17 protein-coding genes are annotated in these 17,336 nt (G+C 62.1%); 6 read left to right on the top strand and 11 right to left on the bottom strand.

Features of this window, described 5'->3' with window-relative positions; translation table 11 throughout:
* Nucleotide 1: 1 nt before the first annotated feature.
* The 4 genes from ISP18_RS19415 to ISP18_RS19430 are packed head-to-tail and all read right to left on the bottom strand — an operon-like array spanning nucleotide 2 to nucleotide 3,343.
* Nucleotides 2–496 (bottom strand): DUF4340 domain-containing protein, encoded by a 495-nt coding sequence (locus ISP18_RS19415; RefSeq protein ID WP_380011283.1) that lies wholly within the window; start codon nucleotides 494–496, stop codon nucleotides 2–4.
* Complete coding sequence (locus ISP18_RS19420) at nucleotides 493–1,818, bottom strand: GldG family protein (RefSeq protein ID WP_380011286.1); 1,326 nt, start codon at nucleotides 1,816–1,818, stop codon at nucleotides 493–495. The genes ISP18_RS19415 and ISP18_RS19420 overlap by 4 nt, the downstream gene beginning before the upstream one ends.
* The gene (locus tag ISP18_RS19425) at nucleotides 1,818–2,603 is read right to left on the bottom strand and encodes an ABC transporter permease (protein WP_380011288.1); all 786 of its coding nucleotides are present in this window, start codon (nucleotides 2,601–2,603) and stop codon (nucleotides 1,818–1,820) included. The genes ISP18_RS19420 and ISP18_RS19425 overlap by 1 nt, the downstream gene beginning before the upstream one ends.
* Nucleotides 2,600–3,343, bottom strand: a complete 744-nt coding sequence (locus tag ISP18_RS19430; protein ID WP_380011291.1) for an ABC transporter ATP-binding protein — start codon at nucleotides 3,341–3,343, stop codon at nucleotides 2,600–2,602. The genes ISP18_RS19425 and ISP18_RS19430 overlap by 4 nt, the downstream gene beginning before the upstream one ends.
* A 145-nt stretch (nucleotides 3,344–3,488) precedes the next feature.
* On the opposite strand from ISP18_RS19430, the gene ISP18_RS19435 reads away from it, so the two are divergent.
* Nucleotides 3,489–4,682 carry a DesA family fatty acid desaturase gene (locus ISP18_RS19435; RefSeq protein ID WP_380011294.1) on the top strand — a complete coding sequence of 398 codons (1,194 nt, stop codon included), beginning with the start codon at nucleotides 3,489–3,491 and terminating at the stop codon, nucleotides 4,680–4,682.
* Nucleotides 4,683–4,974: 292 nt separating this feature from the next.
* Nucleotides 4,975–5,646, top strand: coding sequence for a class I SAM-dependent methyltransferase (locus ISP18_RS19440; protein WP_380011297.1), 672 nt, complete (start codon nucleotides 4,975–4,977; stop codon nucleotides 5,644–5,646).
* Nucleotides 5,647–6,027: 381 nt separating this feature from the next.
* Here ISP18_RS19440 and ISP18_RS19445 read toward each other — a convergent pair whose 3' ends face one another.
* The 4 genes from ISP18_RS19445 to rpmB form a co-directional block, all read right to left on the bottom strand.
* Nucleotides 6,028–6,444, bottom strand: a complete 417-nt coding sequence (locus tag ISP18_RS19445; protein WP_380011299.1) for a thiol-disulfide oxidoreductase DCC family protein — start codon at nucleotides 6,442–6,444, stop codon at nucleotides 6,028–6,030.
* The gene (locus ISP18_RS19450; RefSeq protein ID WP_380011301.1) at nucleotides 6,437–6,988 is read right to left on the bottom strand and encodes a DUF4166 domain-containing protein; all 552 of its coding nucleotides are present in this window, start codon (nucleotides 6,986–6,988) and stop codon (nucleotides 6,437–6,439) included. The genes ISP18_RS19445 and ISP18_RS19450 overlap by 8 nt, the downstream gene beginning before the upstream one ends.
* Nucleotides 6,989–7,110: 122 nt before the next feature.
* Nucleotides 7,111–7,278, bottom strand: a complete 168-nt coding sequence (rpmG, locus tag ISP18_RS19455) for a 50S ribosomal protein L33 (RefSeq protein WP_026635435.1) — start codon at nucleotides 7,276–7,278, stop codon at nucleotides 7,111–7,113.
* Between the two features lie 13 nt (nucleotides 7,279–7,291).
* Nucleotides 7,292–7,528 (bottom strand): 50S ribosomal protein L28, encoded by a 237-nt coding sequence (gene rpmB / locus ISP18_RS19460; RefSeq protein WP_115477825.1) that lies wholly within the window; start codon nucleotides 7,526–7,528, stop codon nucleotides 7,292–7,294.
* A 304-nt stretch (nucleotides 7,529–7,832) separates the two neighbouring features.
* Between rpmB and secB the strand changes: the two genes are divergently transcribed.
* From secB to ISP18_RS19475, 3 genes are all read left to right on the top strand, one after another.
* On the top strand, nucleotides 7,833–8,336 hold the full coding sequence (gene secB, locus ISP18_RS19465; protein ID WP_380011305.1) for a protein-export chaperone SecB: 504 nt from the start codon (nucleotides 7,833–7,835) through the stop codon (nucleotides 8,334–8,336).
* Nucleotides 8,337–8,357: 21 nt separating this feature from the next.
* Nucleotides 8,358–9,398, top strand: coding sequence for an NAD(P)H-dependent glycerol-3-phosphate dehydrogenase (locus ISP18_RS19470; RefSeq protein ID WP_380011308.1), 1,041 nt, complete (start codon nucleotides 8,358–8,360; stop codon nucleotides 9,396–9,398).
* A gap of 92 nt (nucleotides 9,399–9,490) precedes the next feature.
* Nucleotides 9,491–12,514 (top strand): DEAD/DEAH box helicase, encoded by a 3,024-nt coding sequence (locus tag ISP18_RS19475; protein WP_380011311.1) that lies wholly within the window; start codon nucleotides 9,491–9,493, stop codon nucleotides 12,512–12,514.
* A 74-nt stretch (nucleotides 12,515–12,588) separates the two neighbouring features.
* Here the strand turns inward: ISP18_RS19475 and ISP18_RS19480 are convergent, their stop codons facing one another.
* The 3 genes from ISP18_RS19480 to ISP18_RS19490 form a co-directional block, all read right to left on the bottom strand.
* Complete coding sequence (locus tag ISP18_RS19480) at nucleotides 12,589–13,272, bottom strand: HAD family hydrolase (protein ID WP_380011314.1); 684 nt, start codon at nucleotides 13,270–13,272, stop codon at nucleotides 12,589–12,591.
* Between the two features lie 105 nt (nucleotides 13,273–13,377).
* The gene (glk, locus tag ISP18_RS19485) at nucleotides 13,378–14,394 is read right to left on the bottom strand and encodes a glucokinase (RefSeq protein ID WP_380011317.1); all 1,017 of its coding nucleotides are present in this window, start codon (nucleotides 14,392–14,394) and stop codon (nucleotides 13,378–13,380) included.
* A 125-nt stretch (nucleotides 14,395–14,519) separates the two neighbouring features.
* Complete coding sequence (locus ISP18_RS19490; protein ID WP_380011320.1) at nucleotides 14,520–16,043, bottom strand: S53 family peptidase; 1,524 nt, start codon at nucleotides 16,041–16,043, stop codon at nucleotides 14,520–14,522.
* 214 nt (nucleotides 16,044–16,257) lie between these two features.
* On the opposite strand from ISP18_RS19490, the gene hemB reads away from it, so the two are divergent.
* Nucleotides 16,258–17,250 carry a porphobilinogen synthase gene (gene hemB, locus ISP18_RS19495; RefSeq protein WP_380011323.1) on the top strand — a complete coding sequence of 331 codons (993 nt, stop codon included), beginning with the start codon at nucleotides 16,258–16,260 and terminating at the stop codon, nucleotides 17,248–17,250.
* Nucleotides 17,251–17,336: the final 86 nt, after the last annotated feature.

The following is a 17,336-nucleotide window of genomic DNA, read 5'->3' on the forward strand; positions in this document are numbered from 1 at the left end:
GTCACTGTGCCTGGATGGACTGGCTTTGCGCGGAGCGCGGCATGTAGCGCAATGACACGATGCCTATGCGATCGCCTGCTTGCACGTACACGTTGTGGCCAATGGCGGTCGCCGTGCCGAAATGCAGCGTCTCATCGTCCAGCTCCAGCTTGGCCTGAGGTGGCGCAAGGCCGATCTTGGCGAGGTCGTAGCTGTTTGTAGGTTGCCAGCTTTGCACTGGAGCGGCGGCGATGCGAACAAGCTCTTCCACGCGGCGGTCATCGGCGTGCGTTGATGTTGTCTGATCGGTACGCCACCAATGCTCGCCGCGCTTCTCGTAATGTTCGGACGATGCGTTGCCCATTTGTAGCGTCGCACGCGTGATCTTCTCGGGCTTGAGCGGCAGCAGTGTGCCGGGAGCGGATGCCTGGTCGTTGCGCAGCTGCCACCATGCGGCGGCAAGTAGCACGATCACTGCGATTAGAAGCCACAGTTGCCGGCGCATTGCGCGCTTCATGCGCGTCGCCTGCGCCAGGCAATCAGTGCGCCGATTACCAGCAAGAGCAGCGGCATGAAAATCATGAAAGCGATGCTGAGCAAACTAAGTTCGCCTTGCGACATCTTGAGCACGCGATCAGGCGCGCCGCGCGGCGGCATGCTGATGAGTTGGTCGTCGCCCAGCAGCCAGTTGAAGATACGCTCGCCCAGCGCGCGGTTGCCGCCGTTGCCGAGGTAGCTGTTGGAAAGGAAATCGCCGTTGCCGATCACCACCACGCGCTGCTCGCTCTTGGCGGGGCTGGGCGAAAGACGGCTGAGCGCGAAGCCGAAGTCGAGCGGTCCCTTCAGCGATGCCGTTGCGCTTCCATCCAGCGATTGCGTGGTGGCTTGCGGGCTGGAGCGCAGGAACGGTTCGAGCTGCCACTCGCTTCGGCGTATCTCCGCCAGCGGTGCAACTTCAGGAAACAGCGTGGTGAGCGTGAGGCCGCGCGTGATGGTGCTGGGCGGGTAATCGCCGAGCGCGATCATGCGCGGATCCTTCAGACCCAGCGCAGATGCGGATGCATCCACCAGTTCACCCGGCAGCACGCGAATGCCGAGTGCGTCGGCGATGGGCTGCAGGCTTGCATCCATGTTGCCCGGGTCGGCCAGCCACAGCAGATTGCCGCCGTTGCCAAGGTAATCGACCAGCGCTTTGGTCGCTCCCGGTGCCAGTGCTGCCTGCGGGCCGGCGAGCACGACCACATCGGTGTGCTCGGGCACGCTGGTGACCTGCGAGAAATTCAACGGCACCGCGCGCATGCCGCTTTGTTCAAGCTGCGACGCGAAGGTGCCCAAATCCGCATTGGCAACGCCATCCGCGCGACGCTCGCCGTTGCCGGTGACGAATGCAACGATGCGATCGTTGCCGCGCACCAGGCGTTCCAATGCATCGGTGAGACTGCGTTCGGTCAGCGTATCCAAGCGTTGCTGGCGATCGCGGTAATGCAGAATTAGTTCGCCATCGACAGTGATCCCGAGATTGCGCATCGCCGCCGGATCCTGCTGTGGATCGACGAAACTCAGGTGTAAATCCGGCTTGGCTTTTTGATAGCGCTGCAACGCGGCGGCGATGGTCTGGCGCAGATCGCCCTGCGGACTTGCATAACTGACGATGTCGACCGGTCCATCCAGCTTCGCGAGCACCGCGCGCGTTTCTGGCGACATGCTCACGCGGCTGTTGTAGGTCCAATCGACGATGCGATCGTGACGCGCAGTGAGATAGCCGATCGCGCCGGCACCGAGCAGCACCAGCAATGCAAATAGCCATCCATTTAGGCGGCGCATGAAAGAGATGTTCATCAGCCGCGCTCCTTGTCGGCCGCGAGGCGTTGCGTACCGAGCGTCAGCGCCACGACGATCACCAGCAGAAACCACACTATGTCCGCGCTTGATACCAGGCCGCGCAGCAAGGTTTCCTGATGCGTGCTCATCGCCAGCCAATTGATGAAACCGCTATTGACCCCGGCAAGCTGCGCGCCGAGATTGATGCAGTTCAGTGCCAAACCTATCATCAGCGCAGCGACGGCAGCGACGGCCGGATGCGAAGCGAACGCCGAGCAGGCTACGCCGATCGCACCGAGTACGGCGAGCGCGAGAAAGGTCCCCAGCGTGGCGGCGGCAAGCTTGCCCCAGTCCAGTGTCACGCCATGTGCAAGGCTCACAGGTATGGCGAGCGCAAGCAGCAGCCACAGCATTAGCCAGATCAGCACCGCCAGATATTTGCCGAGCAGGATGCGCGAGGCGGACAGTCCGGTAGAAAACAGCAGCGGCAAGGTGCCGGCGCTGCGTTCGCTCGCCAGCGTGCTCATGGTCAACAGGGGAACCAGCAGCAGCGCGAGTTCGATCATGCCGAGCGGCAAAGGGCTGCCGGTGATGAAGCTGCTGTACAGGCGTACGGCCACTAGGTCGGTATAGCCCGGGCCATCCGGCAAGGCCGCGAGTTTCACCTGATTAAGCAGGAAGATCTGCAGCAGCAGTGCGAAGCGCCAGCCAAGTTCCGCTAGCGCAAGAGCGGCAACAATCCAGCCAAGCGGGCGCACGAATAGGCGGCGCAGTTCCAGCCGCGTCACAGCAAAAAGGGTCATGCGGCTTTGGCCATCGCGATGTTGAAGAAGGTCTTTTCCAGTGCGTCATGTTGATCCGCCGCCAACGGTGCGTCGTAGCGCAGCATGCCCTCGTGCAGGATTGCCACGCGGTCGCACACCGCTGTCACTTCGGGCAGCTGATGCGTGGAGAGAATGACCGATGTGCCGCCCGCAGCCAGTTCACGCAGCAGTGCGCGCAAGGCGACGACCTGTACCGGATCGAGCGCGTTGGCCGGTTCGTCCAGTACCAGCAGGGCGGGACGGTGCAGCAGGGCGCAGGCCAGTCCAAGGCGCTGACGTTGTCCTTGCGACAATACGCCGGCCAGGCGACGGGCCAGATCCTTCAGTTCCAGCCGTTCAAGCACGGCATCCCGGGCTTGGTCCAGCCGGGCGCCGGAGAGGCCGCGCAGGCGGCCATGTGCGTTCAAATGTTCGCGGACGGTCAGTTCCGGCCACAGTGGGGCAGCTTCCGGCAGCCAGCCGATGGCCTGCCGAGCCAGTTCCGGATGCTCCAGGAAGTCCTTTCCCAACAGGGAAATCGTTCCCCGGTCGGGTCGCAATGCCCCGGCGATCATGGCCAGTGTGGTGGACTTGCCGGCCCCGTTCACCCCAAGCAGCCCAAGGACTTGGCCGGCGTCCAGACGCAGGCTGAGATTGGACACGGCCGACCGGCCGGCCCGGCGCCGGGCGACCCTTTCAAGTTGCAGTACGGGAGGTAAAGCGGGTTTAGGCGCGTTCATTGCATGATTGTCGGGGTGACCCCATGCAACAGACAACCGTTTTCCGTCACGATTTAACGGAAGTCGAAGCGCTAGGGTCCTACCATGCTGGTAGGTACGGACACCCTCGACTAGACTGCCTTTTCAACCCCAGGATTTTCCCACGATGCTCGACGCAGTGCTGCATTTCCTTTCCGGCGGTGTAAGCCAAGCCGGATGGGTGACGATTCTCGTCTACCTGCTGGTGGTCACGCAGATCACCATCTTCACCGTCACTCTCTATTTGCACCGCTGCCAGACGCATCGCGGCGTCGACCTGCATCCCGTCATCGCGAATTTCTTCCGTTTCTGGGGCTGGCTTACCACCGGTATGGTCACCAAGGAATGGGTGGCTGTGCATCGCAAGCACCACGCCAAGGTGGAGACGGAAGAAGATCCGCACAGCCCGCAGATCTACGGCATCAAGAAGGTGTTCTGGGATGGCGTGTCGCTGTATCGCGACGCCAGCTACGTGAAGGAAGATCTGGAAAAGTACGGCCGCGGCACGCCGGACGACTGGATCGAGCGCAAGCTCTACACCGCTCATCCGTACTGGGGTCCGGCGCTGATGCTGATTATCGACTTCGCCCTGTTCGGCGTGATCGGCGCGGCCGTGTGGGCCGTGCAGATGATTTGGATTCCGTTCTGGGCGGCCGGCTTCGTCAATGGCATTGGCCACTGGTGGGGTTACCGCAACTTCGAAAGCTCTGACACGGCCACCAACCTCATTCCTTGGGGTTTCTGGATCGGCGGCGAAGAGCTGCACAACAACCACCATGCCTTCCCCAGCTCGGCCAAATTCGCGCTGCGCAAGTGGGAGTTCGACATCGGTTGGGCTGCCATCTGCGTGCTGCGTAAGGTGGGCTTGGCCAAGGTGCTGCGCGTAGCGCCCACGCTGGACGTGCGTCCCAACGTGCACCTGCCCGACGCTGAAACCCTGAAGGCCGTGCTCACCCACCGCTTCCAGGCGATGACCGATTACTACCGCAACGTGATCGTACCCACCCTGCGCGATGAGGCTCAGCACGCTGGCGAGGGCATCAAGTCCATCCCGCGTCGTCTGCGCCGCGCTCTTGCCGATGGTGGCCGCTGGCTCGACAGCGATGGTCGCGAACGCATGCAGGCCGTCCTTGCCAAGCGCCCCACTCTCAGCACCGTTTGCGATTTTCGTAATCGACTTGCAGAGCTTATGGAGCAGCGGGGTGCGGAGCAGGCGCTGAAGGGTTTACAGCAATGGATTGTCGAAGCCGAGCAGAGTGGCATTCGCACATTGCAGGAGTTCGCTCAGCGGTTGAAGGGTTATACCATCAGCGGCGCTTGACTCAGGTTATCGAGTTTGAATCGAAAAGCCTGCCTTTTGGCAGGCTTTTTTTGTCTGTCATAAAGAAGCTGAAAATTCCAATACTTCTGCAATACAAGTCCATTTGCAATGTGGCCGGAAAATATCAAATATGTTGAATTGGTATGCAGATGTGCGTCAATACGTTGAGGACGTGAATAAGCTTGGTGCGGCGGTAGAAGCGTACGAGGCTTCTGTAGCTCAATGCGAAATGGTCCAAGGTTGGTGCGTATGGTGCAACCGAGCGACGGTCTTTCGCTTGTCGAGCGGACCCATGCTCAATTTGCGAGAAGTGGTGCGATGTGCGCATTGCAAGCTGACGAACCGGCAGCGCTTGATGGCGTGCGCTATCGCTGACACCGTGAGTGACCACGGAGTTCGAATCGCTTTATTGGAGCAGGCGTCCCGATTATATCGGTCGGTGAAGCGCCGATACCCCAATACGATGGGCTCGGAGTTCCTCGGGCACGACAAACAGCAAGGGAAAGCTTATGTGTGGCGATCAAGTACCTTCCGCTTTCGTTACACGCGACACGAGGACATCACGCAGCTGTCTTATAGATCGAAATCCCTCGATGTGATAGCCCATAGCGATGTATTGGAGCATGTATACGACTACCGCGCCGCACTACATGAATGTAGTCGAGTGCTCGCACCTGGCGGTGCGCTTGTGTTTACTGTGCCGTTCTTTCAAGAGCGCGCTACCTCGCTATTACGAGGGAAGCCAAATCCGGATGGATCTCTTACGCACTTTGCATCACCTGAATATCATGGCGATGGTGTAAGGAGCGCCGGTATTTACACGTTTCACTGGTTTGGGTTGGACTTGCTGGACGAAATTCGCGCCGCAGGTTTTGCTCAGGTGGATGTCGGATTTTGCTATGCACCTGAGCTAGGCTTTGCGAGTACAAGCGGGGTCTTTCGAGCAATCAAGCAAACCAGTTAGTAAAAAGCTGCCATGCCAGGCTGCGTCAAAACTCCAATCGGGTGCAGTTAATGCCCTCTTGACGGTGATGGCCTTCTATCTAAAGTGGCTGGCAAGTCTGCGGGGCTAGGACTAGGACGTTAGTCGGGCGACTACAACCAACCAGGGGATGGTTATCTCAAAAGCAAAAAAAGCGCCGATTGCGGGGCGCTACGTTGGTCGCTGCATGCCGCAGCAGGCGGTGGACCGCAAATCCCGGCCTTGCCTGCCGTGGTGCTGGCGCGAAAAAAGCCGATGGTTCGCTTACCGTTCGTGGAGCGATGCCATGCATGGGACTGTTCGATCTGGACGAAGCCTTGGCAGCGCTTTCTGACTACGACATCCGTTCCAAGCTGGAAATATTCACGAGATGAAGCGCGAGCGTTGCTCCGGCGAGGGTGCGAAGCATTGATCGCTTCGCCCGAAAAGACGATAGCGATGGCGTGCAACGAAACGATAGGCAAAGTCGCGGATGGTGTGGGGAACGAGCAATATGAGGTTGCTCAGCCAATGCCAGCGGCGGCGAGGTAGTCCGCGCAGTACGCGGGCGATTGCGCTGGTATCGGTATAACCGCGACCGTCTTCGACCAGCAGCATCGAAAACGGCGAATCGGGATTCAGGCCATGAGCCTGCAGAAGGCGGCGACCGTTATCCGATTGCATAGAAGCAAATCGATAGCGCCCCTCGTGGTCGTGCTCAAGCAGGAAGCGGATCCAGCGGCTGCATAAAAGGCAGACGCCGTCGTAGACAACCACGGGTTGTACGACAGGCTCAGTCATGGTCAACGATCTCCAGCCAGCCGTGGTAGGCAACGAGCCGGCCTATCCAGGGTAGGTGCGTATCAATGGCGAATGCATAGCGTCCATCGCGTTCACCGCTGTGCGACAGCACCGTGCCGAACCATCGACGCGGCGCACGCACGCCGAGCACTGATACGCCGTTCAAACGCCACTCCACCCCTTGTGCGTCGGGAAGCAGAGTAAAGCGCAGAGTGACTGGGCCGAGGTGTTCGAACAGGTACGCAGCATTTGCATCGCTTCGCAGCGTCGACCGCATATGGCCTAGGGCAAAACGTCGTGTCCACGTTTCACGATTACCCTGACGCTCGATGCATACCTCCAGCGCCTGTTCCATGCCAGGAGGCGGCAGTCCGAGCAGGCGCCGTAAGACTCGCGCGACCAGGTTGTCGCTGCCTTCGACGTCGGCCTTACCGCGTGCGAGGATGCGCGAGGCGGAGCCGTGCATACGGCGCACCGATCTGGGCAGGGCATGCCAGACGGCGTCGCCGAGCAAGCTTGGGAAGAGCGCTTGTGCCGTTTCCATCAGGCGATCATGCGCAACGATAAAAGCACTGGCAAGCGGGCAAAAGAAAACCCGCCTTGCGGCGGGCTTCTCTAAAAGGCACTGACCCCAACTTTTGCCGGGATGACCTGTCTAGCGACGGGTCACTTAATCTTGCCTTCCTTGTAGATCACGTGCTTGCGGACTACCGGATCGTACTTCTTGAACTCGAACTTGTCGGGCGTGTTCTTCTTGTTCTTTTGCGTGGTGTAGAAGTGGCCGGTACCGGCGGAGGAGATCAGGCGGATCTTGTCGCTCTTGCTCTTGGACATGGCTCAATCCTCCTCAGATCTTTTCGCCGCGGGCACGCAGGTCGGCGATCACGGCCTCGATGCCCTTCTTGTCGATGGTACGCAGCGCCTGGTTGGAGACGCGCAGTTTTACCCAGCGGTTTTCGCTGGGAACCCAGAACCGGCGCTCATGCAGGTTGGGCAACCAGCGGCGGCGGGTCTTGTTGTTGGCGTGCGAGACGTTGTTGCCTGTCTGCACACCCTTTCCGGTGACTTGGCATACACGGGCCATGATGACCTCCGTAAATTCATAAACCGCCCGTTGGCCAGGGCGACATCGGCCCAGCGGCGCTGTGCGCCACGCGATGCTGGAGGGTGCTGCTTGTCGCCGTTGTCGTGAGGTCCGCATCGCGTAGCGGAATGCCCGGATGGCCGGGTCGACTGGGGCGAGCCGTGCATTATCCCGTAAAAACAGGCGCATGTGCAATCCGTTGGGCCAACAAAGCTGTTCGCCGACATGGCGGCAGACGGGGATGTATGGAACAATTCCCCTTCTTTGCGCTCTGCGCGCTTGCCTTTCGAACCGAGGGATACCCATGGCAGACATCACCGCCAACGGCCAGGCCAGTGGCCAGGCGAACCAGCCGCAGCTCATGCTGCAGAAGATCTACGTCAAGGACGTGTCCTTCGAGGCGCCCAATGCGCCGCAGATTTTCCAGGAAATCGGCGAGATCACCGAGGCTCCGCAAGTGCAGCTGAACCTGTCCCAGCAAGCCACGGGCCTGGGCAACGATCTGTACGAAGTGGTGCTCACGCTCACGCTCACCTGCACCATCGACGAGCGCACCGCTTATCTGGCGGAAGTGAAGCAGGCGGGCTTGTTCGGTATCGCCGGCTTCAGCGAGCCCGATCAGGCCGGCATCATCGGCAGTTACTGCCCGAACCTCCTGTTCCCGTACGCCCGCCACGTGATTTCCAACCTGGTGCAGGAAGGTGGCTTCCCGCCGTTCCTGCTGCAGCCGATCAACTTCGAAGCCCTTTACGCCGAGCAGCAGCGCCGCACGGCGTCCGGCGGCGAGGCGCCTTCGCTCAACAGCTGAGCGGCCAAGCAGGTCTGCGACATGACCGACCAGCCTATCGCCGATCGGGATGGCTTGGCTGTCCTCGGGGCTGGCTCCTGGGGTACGGCATTGGCCGCGCTGGCTGCCCGCAATCGCGTGCCCACTCGCCTTTGGGGGCGTGATGCCGCGGCCCTGGCCGCCATGGCGGCCAGCCATCGCAACCAGCGCTATCTGCCGGATCTCGAACTGCCATCCGGGCTCGCGTTTGAGCCCGACCTGGCCACGGCTGTGCGTGGTGCCATCATCGTATTGATCGTGGTGCCTAGTCATGCTTTTGCCGAAATGCTGAGCGAGCTCGCGCCGCTGCTCGATCCGGGCGCCAGCATCGCCTGGGCTACCAAAGGTTTCGAGCCCGGCACCGGACGCTTCCTGCATGAACTGGTGGCGGAAAAGCTGCCGGGGCGCGCCGCGGCGGTGATTACTGGCCCGTCGTTCGCGCGAGAAGTGGCGGCTGGCATGCCCAGCGCTGTCACCGTGCATTCGGAGAACGAGGCCTTCGCGCAGCAGCTCGCCATCTTGCTGCACGCGCCGAACTTCCGCGCCTACACCGGCAATGACGTGCTCGGCGCCGAACTGGGTGGCGCGATGAAGAACGTGCTGGCTGTGGCCACCGGCGTGGCTGATGGGATGAAGCTCGGACTGAACGCGCGCGCCGGACTCATCACCCGCGGCATGAACGAGATGCTGCGTCTGGGCGTGGCTCTCGGCGCAAAGCCGGAAACGCTGATGGGCCTGTCCGGCCTGGGCGACCTGGTGCTCACCTGCACCGGCGATTTGTCGCGCAATCGCCGGCTCGGTCTTGCACTGGGCCAGGGCGTCGGCATTCACGAGGCGGTTGCGCAGATCGGCCAAGTGGTGGAAAGCGTCGTCACCGCGGACGAGGTCGTGCGTCTGGCCGACAAGCACGGCCTCGATTTGCCCATCAGCAAAGGTGTGCGCGCCGTGCTACACGGCGACGTGACGCCGATCGAAGGCCTGAAGGCGCTGATGGCGCGTGAGCAAAAGCCGGAATATCCGCAGGGCTTGTTCGGAACGCATTGAGCGCAAGTTTGCAAATCACGTGTGCGTATTGCGATACGCACCCTGATCGCTGCTAAGCTCAAGGTTTTGATCGCTCCAGGGATCGCATGCGCATGCACCTACCGGACGAGAACCAGCACGACGATCCCTCCGCTTCGACTGACGAGCGCGAGGAAAGTCTGCCTGGCACCTGGAGCAAGCTGCTGGGCAAACCAGGCGCGGCCGCCGCGCACGAACACGTGGTGCTCGGCTTCTTCTTCGAGGTGATGCCCGAAGACGGCGCACCCTCCGCGCGGCTGGACGCCGCTCCCGTGTTACTGGTGCCCACCGAACACGGACGGTTTGCGCGTCCCGCACCGCTGGAAAGCAAACTGTTGTCGCACTCGGTGCTGAGCTTGCACGAGCAGCGGCTGGCCACCACCGTGCTCGGCCTGCCGCAAACGCTGCGCAAATCACGCAGCTACGCGCGCCTGTCCGGCCATGTGGGCAACGCCTTGCTGGCCGAGATGCTGGATACGGCGCCCTGCTTCCTCGGCGGTCTCGCCGGCCTGCGACTTTCGCGCGGCAAATCGCATCAGCTCAACTGGCACTGGCAACTGGAGCAGGACGGTAGCCAGCGCCTGCTGCCGGCATTGCCACACAGCCAGCGCCTGCTGCGCCTGGATGGTCTGTGGTACCTGGACGCCGAGCGCGCCGAACTCGGTCATCTCGAAGCCGATCCGGAAGAAACGCATTGGTTGGACCTGCCGCTGCTCAAACACGAATACAGCCGTGCCCTGCGCCACGCGCTGCCGCAGAGCCGCTTGGCACACCGCATTCCGCTGCCACAGGTATTCGATGAACTGCGGCGCGCCGAACTCGCACCCAAGCCGGTGCTCATCTTGCACGCGCTCACGCGCCACGCGCGACTCGCCGCGGGCACGCCGCCGTTAGCGTACGCGCGTCTGGCCTTCGACTACGCCGGCGAGCGCCTGCCCGGACGCGGCGGCGAACCGCTGGTGCGCCGTGTGCGTAATGGCCAGCTGGTCGAAATCACACGCAAGCGCGCCGAAGAACTCTCCGCCATGGAGCAACTCGAGCGCGCCGGACTCACCTTGGGCGTGGATACCGAAGGTCTGCCGTGGGATCTGGCCGATACCTTGCCGGAAGACGCCTGGCTGTTCCCCGGCAAGGGCCACGCCGGTGCATTGGAAGTGAACACGCCTGCGCGCTGGCTCGCCTTGCGGCCGAAGCTGGAAGCGGAAGGTTTCCTGCTCGAATACGCACCGAGCTTTCCGTTCGAAGTGCTGGAAGGGCCGGTGCGCTGGTACGGCAACGCCGTCGAGGATGCCGACGATCACGCCTTCGATCTGGAAATCGGCATCGAAGTCGAAGGCAAGCGCCGCAATTTGCTGCCCGCCGTGGCGCAGGCGCTGGCCGAGCATCAGCTCAACCTGAGCCCCGCGCCGAACGAACCGGAAGACGCCGTGTGGTACGCGCCGGTTGATGAACGTCGCCGTGTGCCTGTGCGCCTGAAGGAACTGCGCGGCTTGCTGGCACCACTGGCCGAATACCTCGAAAAACCCAAGCGCAAGTTGCACCTGCCGCGCGTGCAGGCGGGCCGTCTGGAAGAAATCGTCGAAGCGCTGCCGGCCGGCGGCGAACTACAGGCACCCGAGCAATTGCGGGGCTTCACCGCGCGCTTGCGCGATGCTGCCGAGCGCGCCAGCGATGTGGTGCCCGAAGGGCTCACGGTCGAACTGCGTCCGTATCAGCGCGAAGGCCTGCGTTGGTTGAACGCGCTGGCCGAAGCAGGCGTTGGCGGCGTGTTGGCCGACGACATGGGCCTAGGCAAGACCTTGCAGCTGATCACACATCTGCTTGCGTTGAAGGAACACGGGGCGTTGGAGCAGCCCGCGCTGATCGTGGTTCCCACCAGCCTGATTCCCAACTGGCTGGCGGAAATAGCACGCTTCGCGCCGTCGTTGCGCTCGCTGGCCTTGCATGGTCCGCAACGCAGCGGTGATTTCTCGCAGATCGCCACACAGGACATCATCCTCACCAGCTACGCCTTGCTGCCGCGCGACGTGGTGACGCTGCGTAAACAGCCGTTCTCGTTGATCGTGTTCGACGAAGCGCAGCAGGTGAAAAATCCACGCACGCAGGCACGCCGCGCCGCGCTTACTTTGCGCGCACCGCGCTGCGTTTGCCTCACCGGCACGCCGCTGGAAAATCATCTGGGCGAGCTATGGTCACAGGTGGATCTGGCCGTGCCGGGCCTGCTCGGCGACGAAGGCGCGTTTCGTCGTCACTATCGCGTGCCGATCGAAAAGCAGCGCGACGAGGATTGTCAGGTGCGGCTCAATCGCCGTCTCGCGCCCTTCATCCTACGTAGAACGAAAGCACAAGTCGCCTCGGAATTGCCGTTGAAAACCGAGATCACGCGTCGCGTCGTGCTCGACGGTCGCCAGCGCGAACTGTACGAAAGCCTACGTTTGTCACTCGCTGACGAATTGCGCGAAGTGATCGCGCAACGCGGCATCGCGCACAGCGGCATCGTGGTGCTCGATGCGCTGCTCAAGCTACGCCAGGTGTGCTGCGATCCGCGTCTGGTGAAGCTGGAAGCCGCGCGTGGTGTGCGTGATTCCGCCAAGTTCGAGCTATTGATGGACATGCTCCCCGCGCTGCTCGCCGAGGGTCGCAAGGTGTTGTTGTTCTCGCAGTTCACCGAAATGCTCAAGCTGATCGCGAACGAGCTGGAGCGCCGCCGCATCCGTTACGTGATGCTCACAGGCGAAACGCGCGATCGCGCTGAACCAGTGCAGCGTTTCCAGGAAGGCGACGTGCCACTGTTCCTGCTTTCGCTGAAAGCCGGCGGTGTGGGCCTCAACCTTACCGCCGCGGACACGGTGATCCATTACGACCCATGGTGGAATCCCGCTGCGGAAGCCCAGGCCAGCGACCGCGCGCATCGCATTGGGCAGGACAAGCCAGTGTTCGTGTTCCGCCTGATCACCTCGGGCACCGTTGAGGAGCGCATCGAGGAGCTGAAGGCACGCAAGGCGGAGCTTGCCGAAGCGGTGCTGGAAGGTGGCGGTACGCGTGAGAAGCTGAGCTTCGATCAATCCGATCTGGATGCGTTGCTGGCACCGGGTTGATCGCTTCTAGTTCTCTCTCCCCGAAGGGGAGAGGGAACCAAGGCGCCACATTATTTCGCGTCACCCGCTGACGCTTAATCCCGTGCCGCCACTTCGTCGATGTGCTTGAGCAGATCGGCCGGATCGTCGTACACCCGGAATGCGCCGGAGCGCTGTAGTTCGTCCTGGCCGTAGCCGCCCGAAAGCAGGCCCACGCCCAACGCGCGCGCGCGCTGCGCGGCGAGCATGTCCCAGATGCTGTCGCCGATCACCAGTGAGCGATGGATGTCCACGCCCAGTCGTTCGGCGGCGGCAATGAACAGGTCCGGGTCGGGTTTGGCATGGCGCACCATGTCGCGCGTCACCACCGGCACTTCGTTGGGATCGACGCCGAGCGCGGCGAGATTGTGCGCGGCGGTGCGCATGCGGCCACTGGTGGCGATCGCCCAGGGAATGTTTTCCTCGGTGAGAAACCGCAATAGCTCACGCGCGCCCGGCAGCGGCCGTACCGAGCCTTGGGTGTGATGGCGATTGAAGGCTTCCGCGTGCCGCTGCTGCAGACGCTCGATGCGTTCGGGTGTGATGTCCAGGCCGGTTTCGCGCAACAGGATGTTGGTGAACAATCCGCCGCTCATGCCGATCTTGCGATGGATGCTCCAGACCGGCAGTACGACACCTTCCTCATCCAGCGCTTCTTTCCAGGCCAGCACGTGCTGGTACACGCTGTCGATCAACGTGCCGTCGAGGTCGAAAAGAAAAGCGGTATGGGAGCGGGGCATGTTCGATTACCTTGAGCTCAGGGTAGGTTGGAGTGAGCGCATGCGAATTCCAACATTACCGTTGGTTGTTGGGGTTCGCATGCGCTCACCCCAACCTACATGACATCACGCGCAGCCAGGTAAGCTCCGGCCCGATTCCAGCACCGCCAATGCCGCCGTGCCGAGTAGGCCCGGTTCCGGATGTGTGATGGCGATGGTCGGCACATTTTCCATTGTGTCGCGGAAGCGACCCTTTGCTTCGAAACGCTCGCGGAAGCCACCGCTCTGCAGCCATGGCATCAGAATCTTCAGCACGCCGCCGGTGAGGTACACGCCATCCCAACCACCCAGACTCAGCACCAGGTCACCGGCCACGCTGCCAAAAATGCCGGCGAGCGTTTCCACCGTGCGTACGCACAGCATGTCGCTGCCGTCGGTGGCGCGCGAGGTGATGTCTTCGGGCGTGTATTCCTGCGCGGGTTGTCCAGCGATATCGGCGAGCGCGAGATAGAGATTCACCAGGCCGTTGCCGCAGATCATGCGTTCGTTGGACACGCGACCGAAGCGTGCGTTGAGGCGATGCAGAATTTCCACATCCTCGGCGGTGTGCGCGGCGAAGCCGGAATGGCCGCCCTCGGTTTCCAGCACGAACCAATGCCCATGCCGAAGCAGCAGCCCGGCCACACCGAGACCCGTGCCCGGACCCATCACCACGAAGGTTTGCGAGGATTTGTGATTGTGCTCCGGCGGCAGCATCGTGCCGACCGCCTGCAACTGATCTCGATGGAGCAACGGAATCGACATGCCCTGTGCAGCGAAATCGTTCACCAGGCGCACACGCTCGAGGCCCAGTTCTTCTTGCAAACCATGCGCGGAGACTGCCCACGGATTGTTGGTGATCTTCACCGTTTCACCGTTGGCGATGCGGCCGGCGGCGGCGATGATTGCCTGCGTGGCGATGTGTCCAGTGTCGGCGAAATACTGGCGGATAGTGTCCGCCAGCGTATCGAAATCCTTGACGCGATAGCGTCGCACGCTGTCCAGCAGTAGCGGATCGGACGATGCAGCGTCGGCAAGCGCGAAACGGACGTTGGTGCCGCCAAGGTCGGCAAGCAGGGTGGGGGAGGCGATGGAGCGATCCATGGGCAATCCGGGGTTGCGAACCCTACAAGACTGCCCGTTGCTGCCCGATTCGTCCAGCGTTACGCGAGCTATTCACTCTCCCCCAACCCTTAACGAAAGATGGGGGAGAGGAAGCTGCCTTCTCATCACGCCTGCTGCTTGGACAACGCATCCAGCAACGCCTGCCCGTTGGGACTGCCCAACCCCGTGCACGCATCCCAACCGGGACCGGCCTGATACGCGCCGTTATTGCCTTGCGTGATATCACGGAACGCGGACTCGCCGATCTGGTAGATCGCTGCGTGCAGATCGCCCACCGGTTTGCCCAGTTTCTGGTTGAGGCGTGCGATCAGCCCCGCCCACAGCGGCGCCACGGCGCTGGTGCCGCCGATCGCCTGCGTCTGCCCGCCGACCAGCACCTGGTAGCCGGTCATGGGATCCGCGTTGCCGGATACATCGGGCACGCCGCGGCCCGTGCTTCCGCTAGGCGCGTTGGGTACCTTGGCATTCTGCTGCCAGGTCGGTAGTGGGTATTCGATGCTCACGCCACCGCCCGTCGCGCCTTCGTTGGTGGCGGTATCGTTCCACACCACTTCGCTCTGGATGGTCTGGCCGGTGGCCACCAGCGTGGTGCCGCCGCAGGCCAGCGAGTAAGGACTGGATGCGGGAAAATCGACATGCGGCTGTCCGTCGCTTTCGCCATCGCTGGAGCCGTTGTCGCCGGCCGCCACGATCACCGTTACGCCCAGCGCCGCTGCATCCTGCACGGCGGATTCCATGGCGGTGCGCGATTGGCTGCTCCAACTGTCCTCAGGGCCACCCCAGCTGATCGAGAGCACCGAGGGCTTGTACGTGGTGTCGTGCGCGGCCTGCGAAATCGCTTCGTAAAAGCCCTGGTCGGTGTTCGGTGCGAAATACACCGCGATGGTGGCGCCTGGCGCGAGCGCACCGGCCACTTCGATATCCAGCGCCACTTCGATATCGGCGTCGCCACCGCCTGGCGTGTTCTGCCCGCCGGCCACGGATACGGCGACTACTTTCGGTGGGTTGCTGATCCCCAGGTTCGAAAAATATTGGCTGAGATCGCTGCTGGTATAACCGCCGCCCAGTTCGATGATGCCGATCGTCTGGCCCGTGCCATCGGTGCCGGCGGGAAAGTTGTACAGCTGCCCGAGCTGGATCGGCGTATAGGAGGTGTTCGGCTGCGCCAGCGGCTTGCGGAAATGCGGCTGCGCCACCGGACGTTTATCCAGGCCTAGCACCGCGATCGCTTCCGGCGGCAGCGTGGGCGCGTGACTGCAACCGATGAACTGGCAATCGCCCATCTGGTATTTGCCCAGCGTCACGCCGAACGCTTGCTCCAGCGCCGTTGGCGTGCCGCGCAGATGCACTACCCGGCGATGCGCGTCGCAGCCGGTCTCGGTGAGTCCGTGCTTGTGCGCAAAGCCGCGCACATTCTCTATATCCGTTGAATCGGCGCCGTAATGCTCGCCGAACTGACCGTGCGGGAATTGCGGCGACTTGGGCCATTCGGCAGGCTTTGGCGCGGTATCTGAGCGACGGCGTAATACCACCGTCACATCGATCGGCGCGGCATCATCGTGCGGGCCGAGATACTTCATGCCTTCAGGCGTGGTCCAGTGCGAGGGGCGCTTGACGGGCTGGATCATGACGCAGTTCCTTGAATGGGTGGGGACATGCACCATCAAAGATGGCACACAAAATGTGTCGAACTCGCGCACGCGCAGCTCGGCGTTTAACTACGGTGCCTATTCTTGAACTGACGCATCTCACACATTGAGTCGTCCGGGCGCGGCGTTCTGTCCCTGCGTCCATGCAGTCACAGCGCTAGACTATGCGCAGTTTTCGCAAGAGATTTCGCGCATGAACTTCCCCGCCATCCGCATGCGTCGCATGCGCCGCGACACCTTCTCCCGCGCGTTGATGCGTGAGCACACGTTGCTGCCCACCGATCTGATCATGGTGGCCTTCGTGATCGAAGGCGAAGGCAAGCGCGAGCCGGTGCCGTCGATGCCGGGCGTGGAGCGTCTGTCGATCGATGGCCTGCTGGAACTGGCCGGCGAATGCGTGCGTTTGGGAATTCCCGCGCTGGCGCTGTTCCCTTCGCCGGATGCATCCGCAAAAAGCGAAGACGCTGCCGAAGCGTGGAATCCGCAGGGCCTGATGCAGCGTGTTACCCGCGCGCTGAAGGCGAAGTATCCGGAGTTGGGTCTGATCGGCGATGTGGCGCTCGATCCCTACACTACGCACGGCCAGGACGGCCTGATCGACGAAAACGGCTACGTGATGAATGAGCCGACCGTCGAAGCGCTGATCAAGATGTCGCTGGCGCAGGCCGAAGCGGGCATGGATTTCGTCGCACCGTCCGACATGATGGATGGGCGTATCGGCGCGATTCGCGAAGCGCTGGAAAACGCCGGTCATATCCATACGCGTATTCTTGCCTATTCGGCCAAGTACGCCTCTTCGTTCTACGGTCCGTTCCGCGATGCGGTCGGTTCCTCGGCCAACCTCGGCAAGGGCAATAAGCACACCTATCAAATGGACGTCGCCAACAGCGATGAAGCCCTGCGCGAAGTGGAACTGGATATCGCCGAAGGCGCCGACGCGGTGATGGTAAAGCCGGGCTTGCCGTATCTCGACGTGCTGCGCCGGGTAAAAGACGCCTTCGGCATGCCTACTTTCGTGTACCAGGTAAGCGGCGAATACGCGATGTTGAAAGCCGCGGCGCAGAACGGTTGGTTGAATGAGCGCGCGGTGGTGCTGGAAACCTTGACAGCGTTCAAGCGTGCGGGGGCGGATGCGATTCTTACTTATTACGCGATCGATGCGGCGCGTTGGTTGCGCGAAGCGTAACTCCTGCGCGCAATCTGCATGTACGCGAGGGACGACTCCCTCCCCTGCTTGTAGGGGAGGGTTGGGGTGGGGTGAACACTTGCCTC

This window comes from Dyella humi, from assembly GCF_044904605.1.
Taxonomy (GTDB): Bacteria; Pseudomonadota; Gammaproteobacteria; order Xanthomonadales; family Rhodanobacteraceae; genus Dyella_B; species Dyella_B humi.

Bases quoted from the DNA above. Each gene is read 5' to 3' on its own strand.
- ISP18_RS19415 (WP_380011283.1), bottom strand. From the start codon at position 496: ATGAAGCGCGCAATGCGCCGGCAACTGTGGCTTCTAATCGCAGTGATC.
- ISP18_RS19420 (WP_380011286.1), bottom strand. From the start codon at position 1,818: ATGAACATCTCTTTCATGCGCCGCCTAAATGGATGGCTATTTGCATTG.
- ISP18_RS19425 (WP_380011288.1), bottom strand. From the start codon at position 2,603: ATGACCCTTTTTGCTGTGACGCGGCTGGAACTGCGCCGCCTATTCGTG.
- ISP18_RS19430 (WP_380011291.1), bottom strand. From the start codon at position 3,343: ATGAACGCGCCTAAACCCGCTTTACCTCCCGTACTGCAACTTGAAAGG.
- ISP18_RS19435 (WP_380011294.1), top strand. From the start codon at position 3,489: ATGCTCGACGCAGTGCTGCATTTCCTTTCCGGCGGTGTAAGCCAAGCC.
- ISP18_RS19440 (WP_380011297.1), top strand. From the start codon at position 4,975: ATGCTCAATTTGCGAGAAGTGGTGCGATGTGCGCATTGCAAGCTGACG.
- ISP18_RS19445 (WP_380011299.1), bottom strand. From the start codon at position 6,444: ATGACTGAGCCTGTCGTACAACCCGTGGTTGTCTACGACGGCGTCTGC.
- ISP18_RS19450 (WP_380011301.1), bottom strand. From the start codon at position 6,988: ATGGAAACGGCACAAGCGCTCTTCCCAAGCTTGCTCGGCGACGCCGTC.
- rpmG (WP_026635435.1), bottom strand. From the start codon at position 7,278: ATGTCCAAGAGCAAGAGCGACAAGATCCGCCTGATCTCCTCCGCCGGT.
- rpmB (WP_115477825.1), bottom strand. From the start codon at position 7,528: ATGGCCCGTGTATGCCAAGTCACCGGAAAGGGTGTGCAGACAGGCAAC.
- secB (WP_380011305.1), top strand. From the start codon at position 7,833: ATGGCAGACATCACCGCCAACGGCCAGGCCAGTGGCCAGGCGAACCAG.
- ISP18_RS19470 (WP_380011308.1), top strand. From the start codon at position 8,358: ATGACCGACCAGCCTATCGCCGATCGGGATGGCTTGGCTGTCCTCGGG.
- ISP18_RS19475 (WP_380011311.1), top strand. From the start codon at position 9,491: ATGCACCTACCGGACGAGAACCAGCACGACGATCCCTCCGCTTCGACT.
- ISP18_RS19480 (WP_380011314.1), bottom strand. From the start codon at position 13,272: ATGCCCCGCTCCCATACCGCTTTTCTTTTCGACCTCGACGGCACGTTG.
- glk (WP_380011317.1), bottom strand. From the start codon at position 14,394: ATGGATCGCTCCATCGCCTCCCCCACCCTGCTTGCCGACCTTGGCGGC.
- ISP18_RS19490 (WP_380011320.1), bottom strand. From the start codon at position 16,043: ATGATCCAGCCCGTCAAGCGCCCCTCGCACTGGACCACGCCTGAAGGC.
- hemB (WP_380011323.1), top strand. From the start codon at position 16,258: ATGAACTTCCCCGCCATCCGCATGCGTCGCATGCGCCGCGACACCTTC.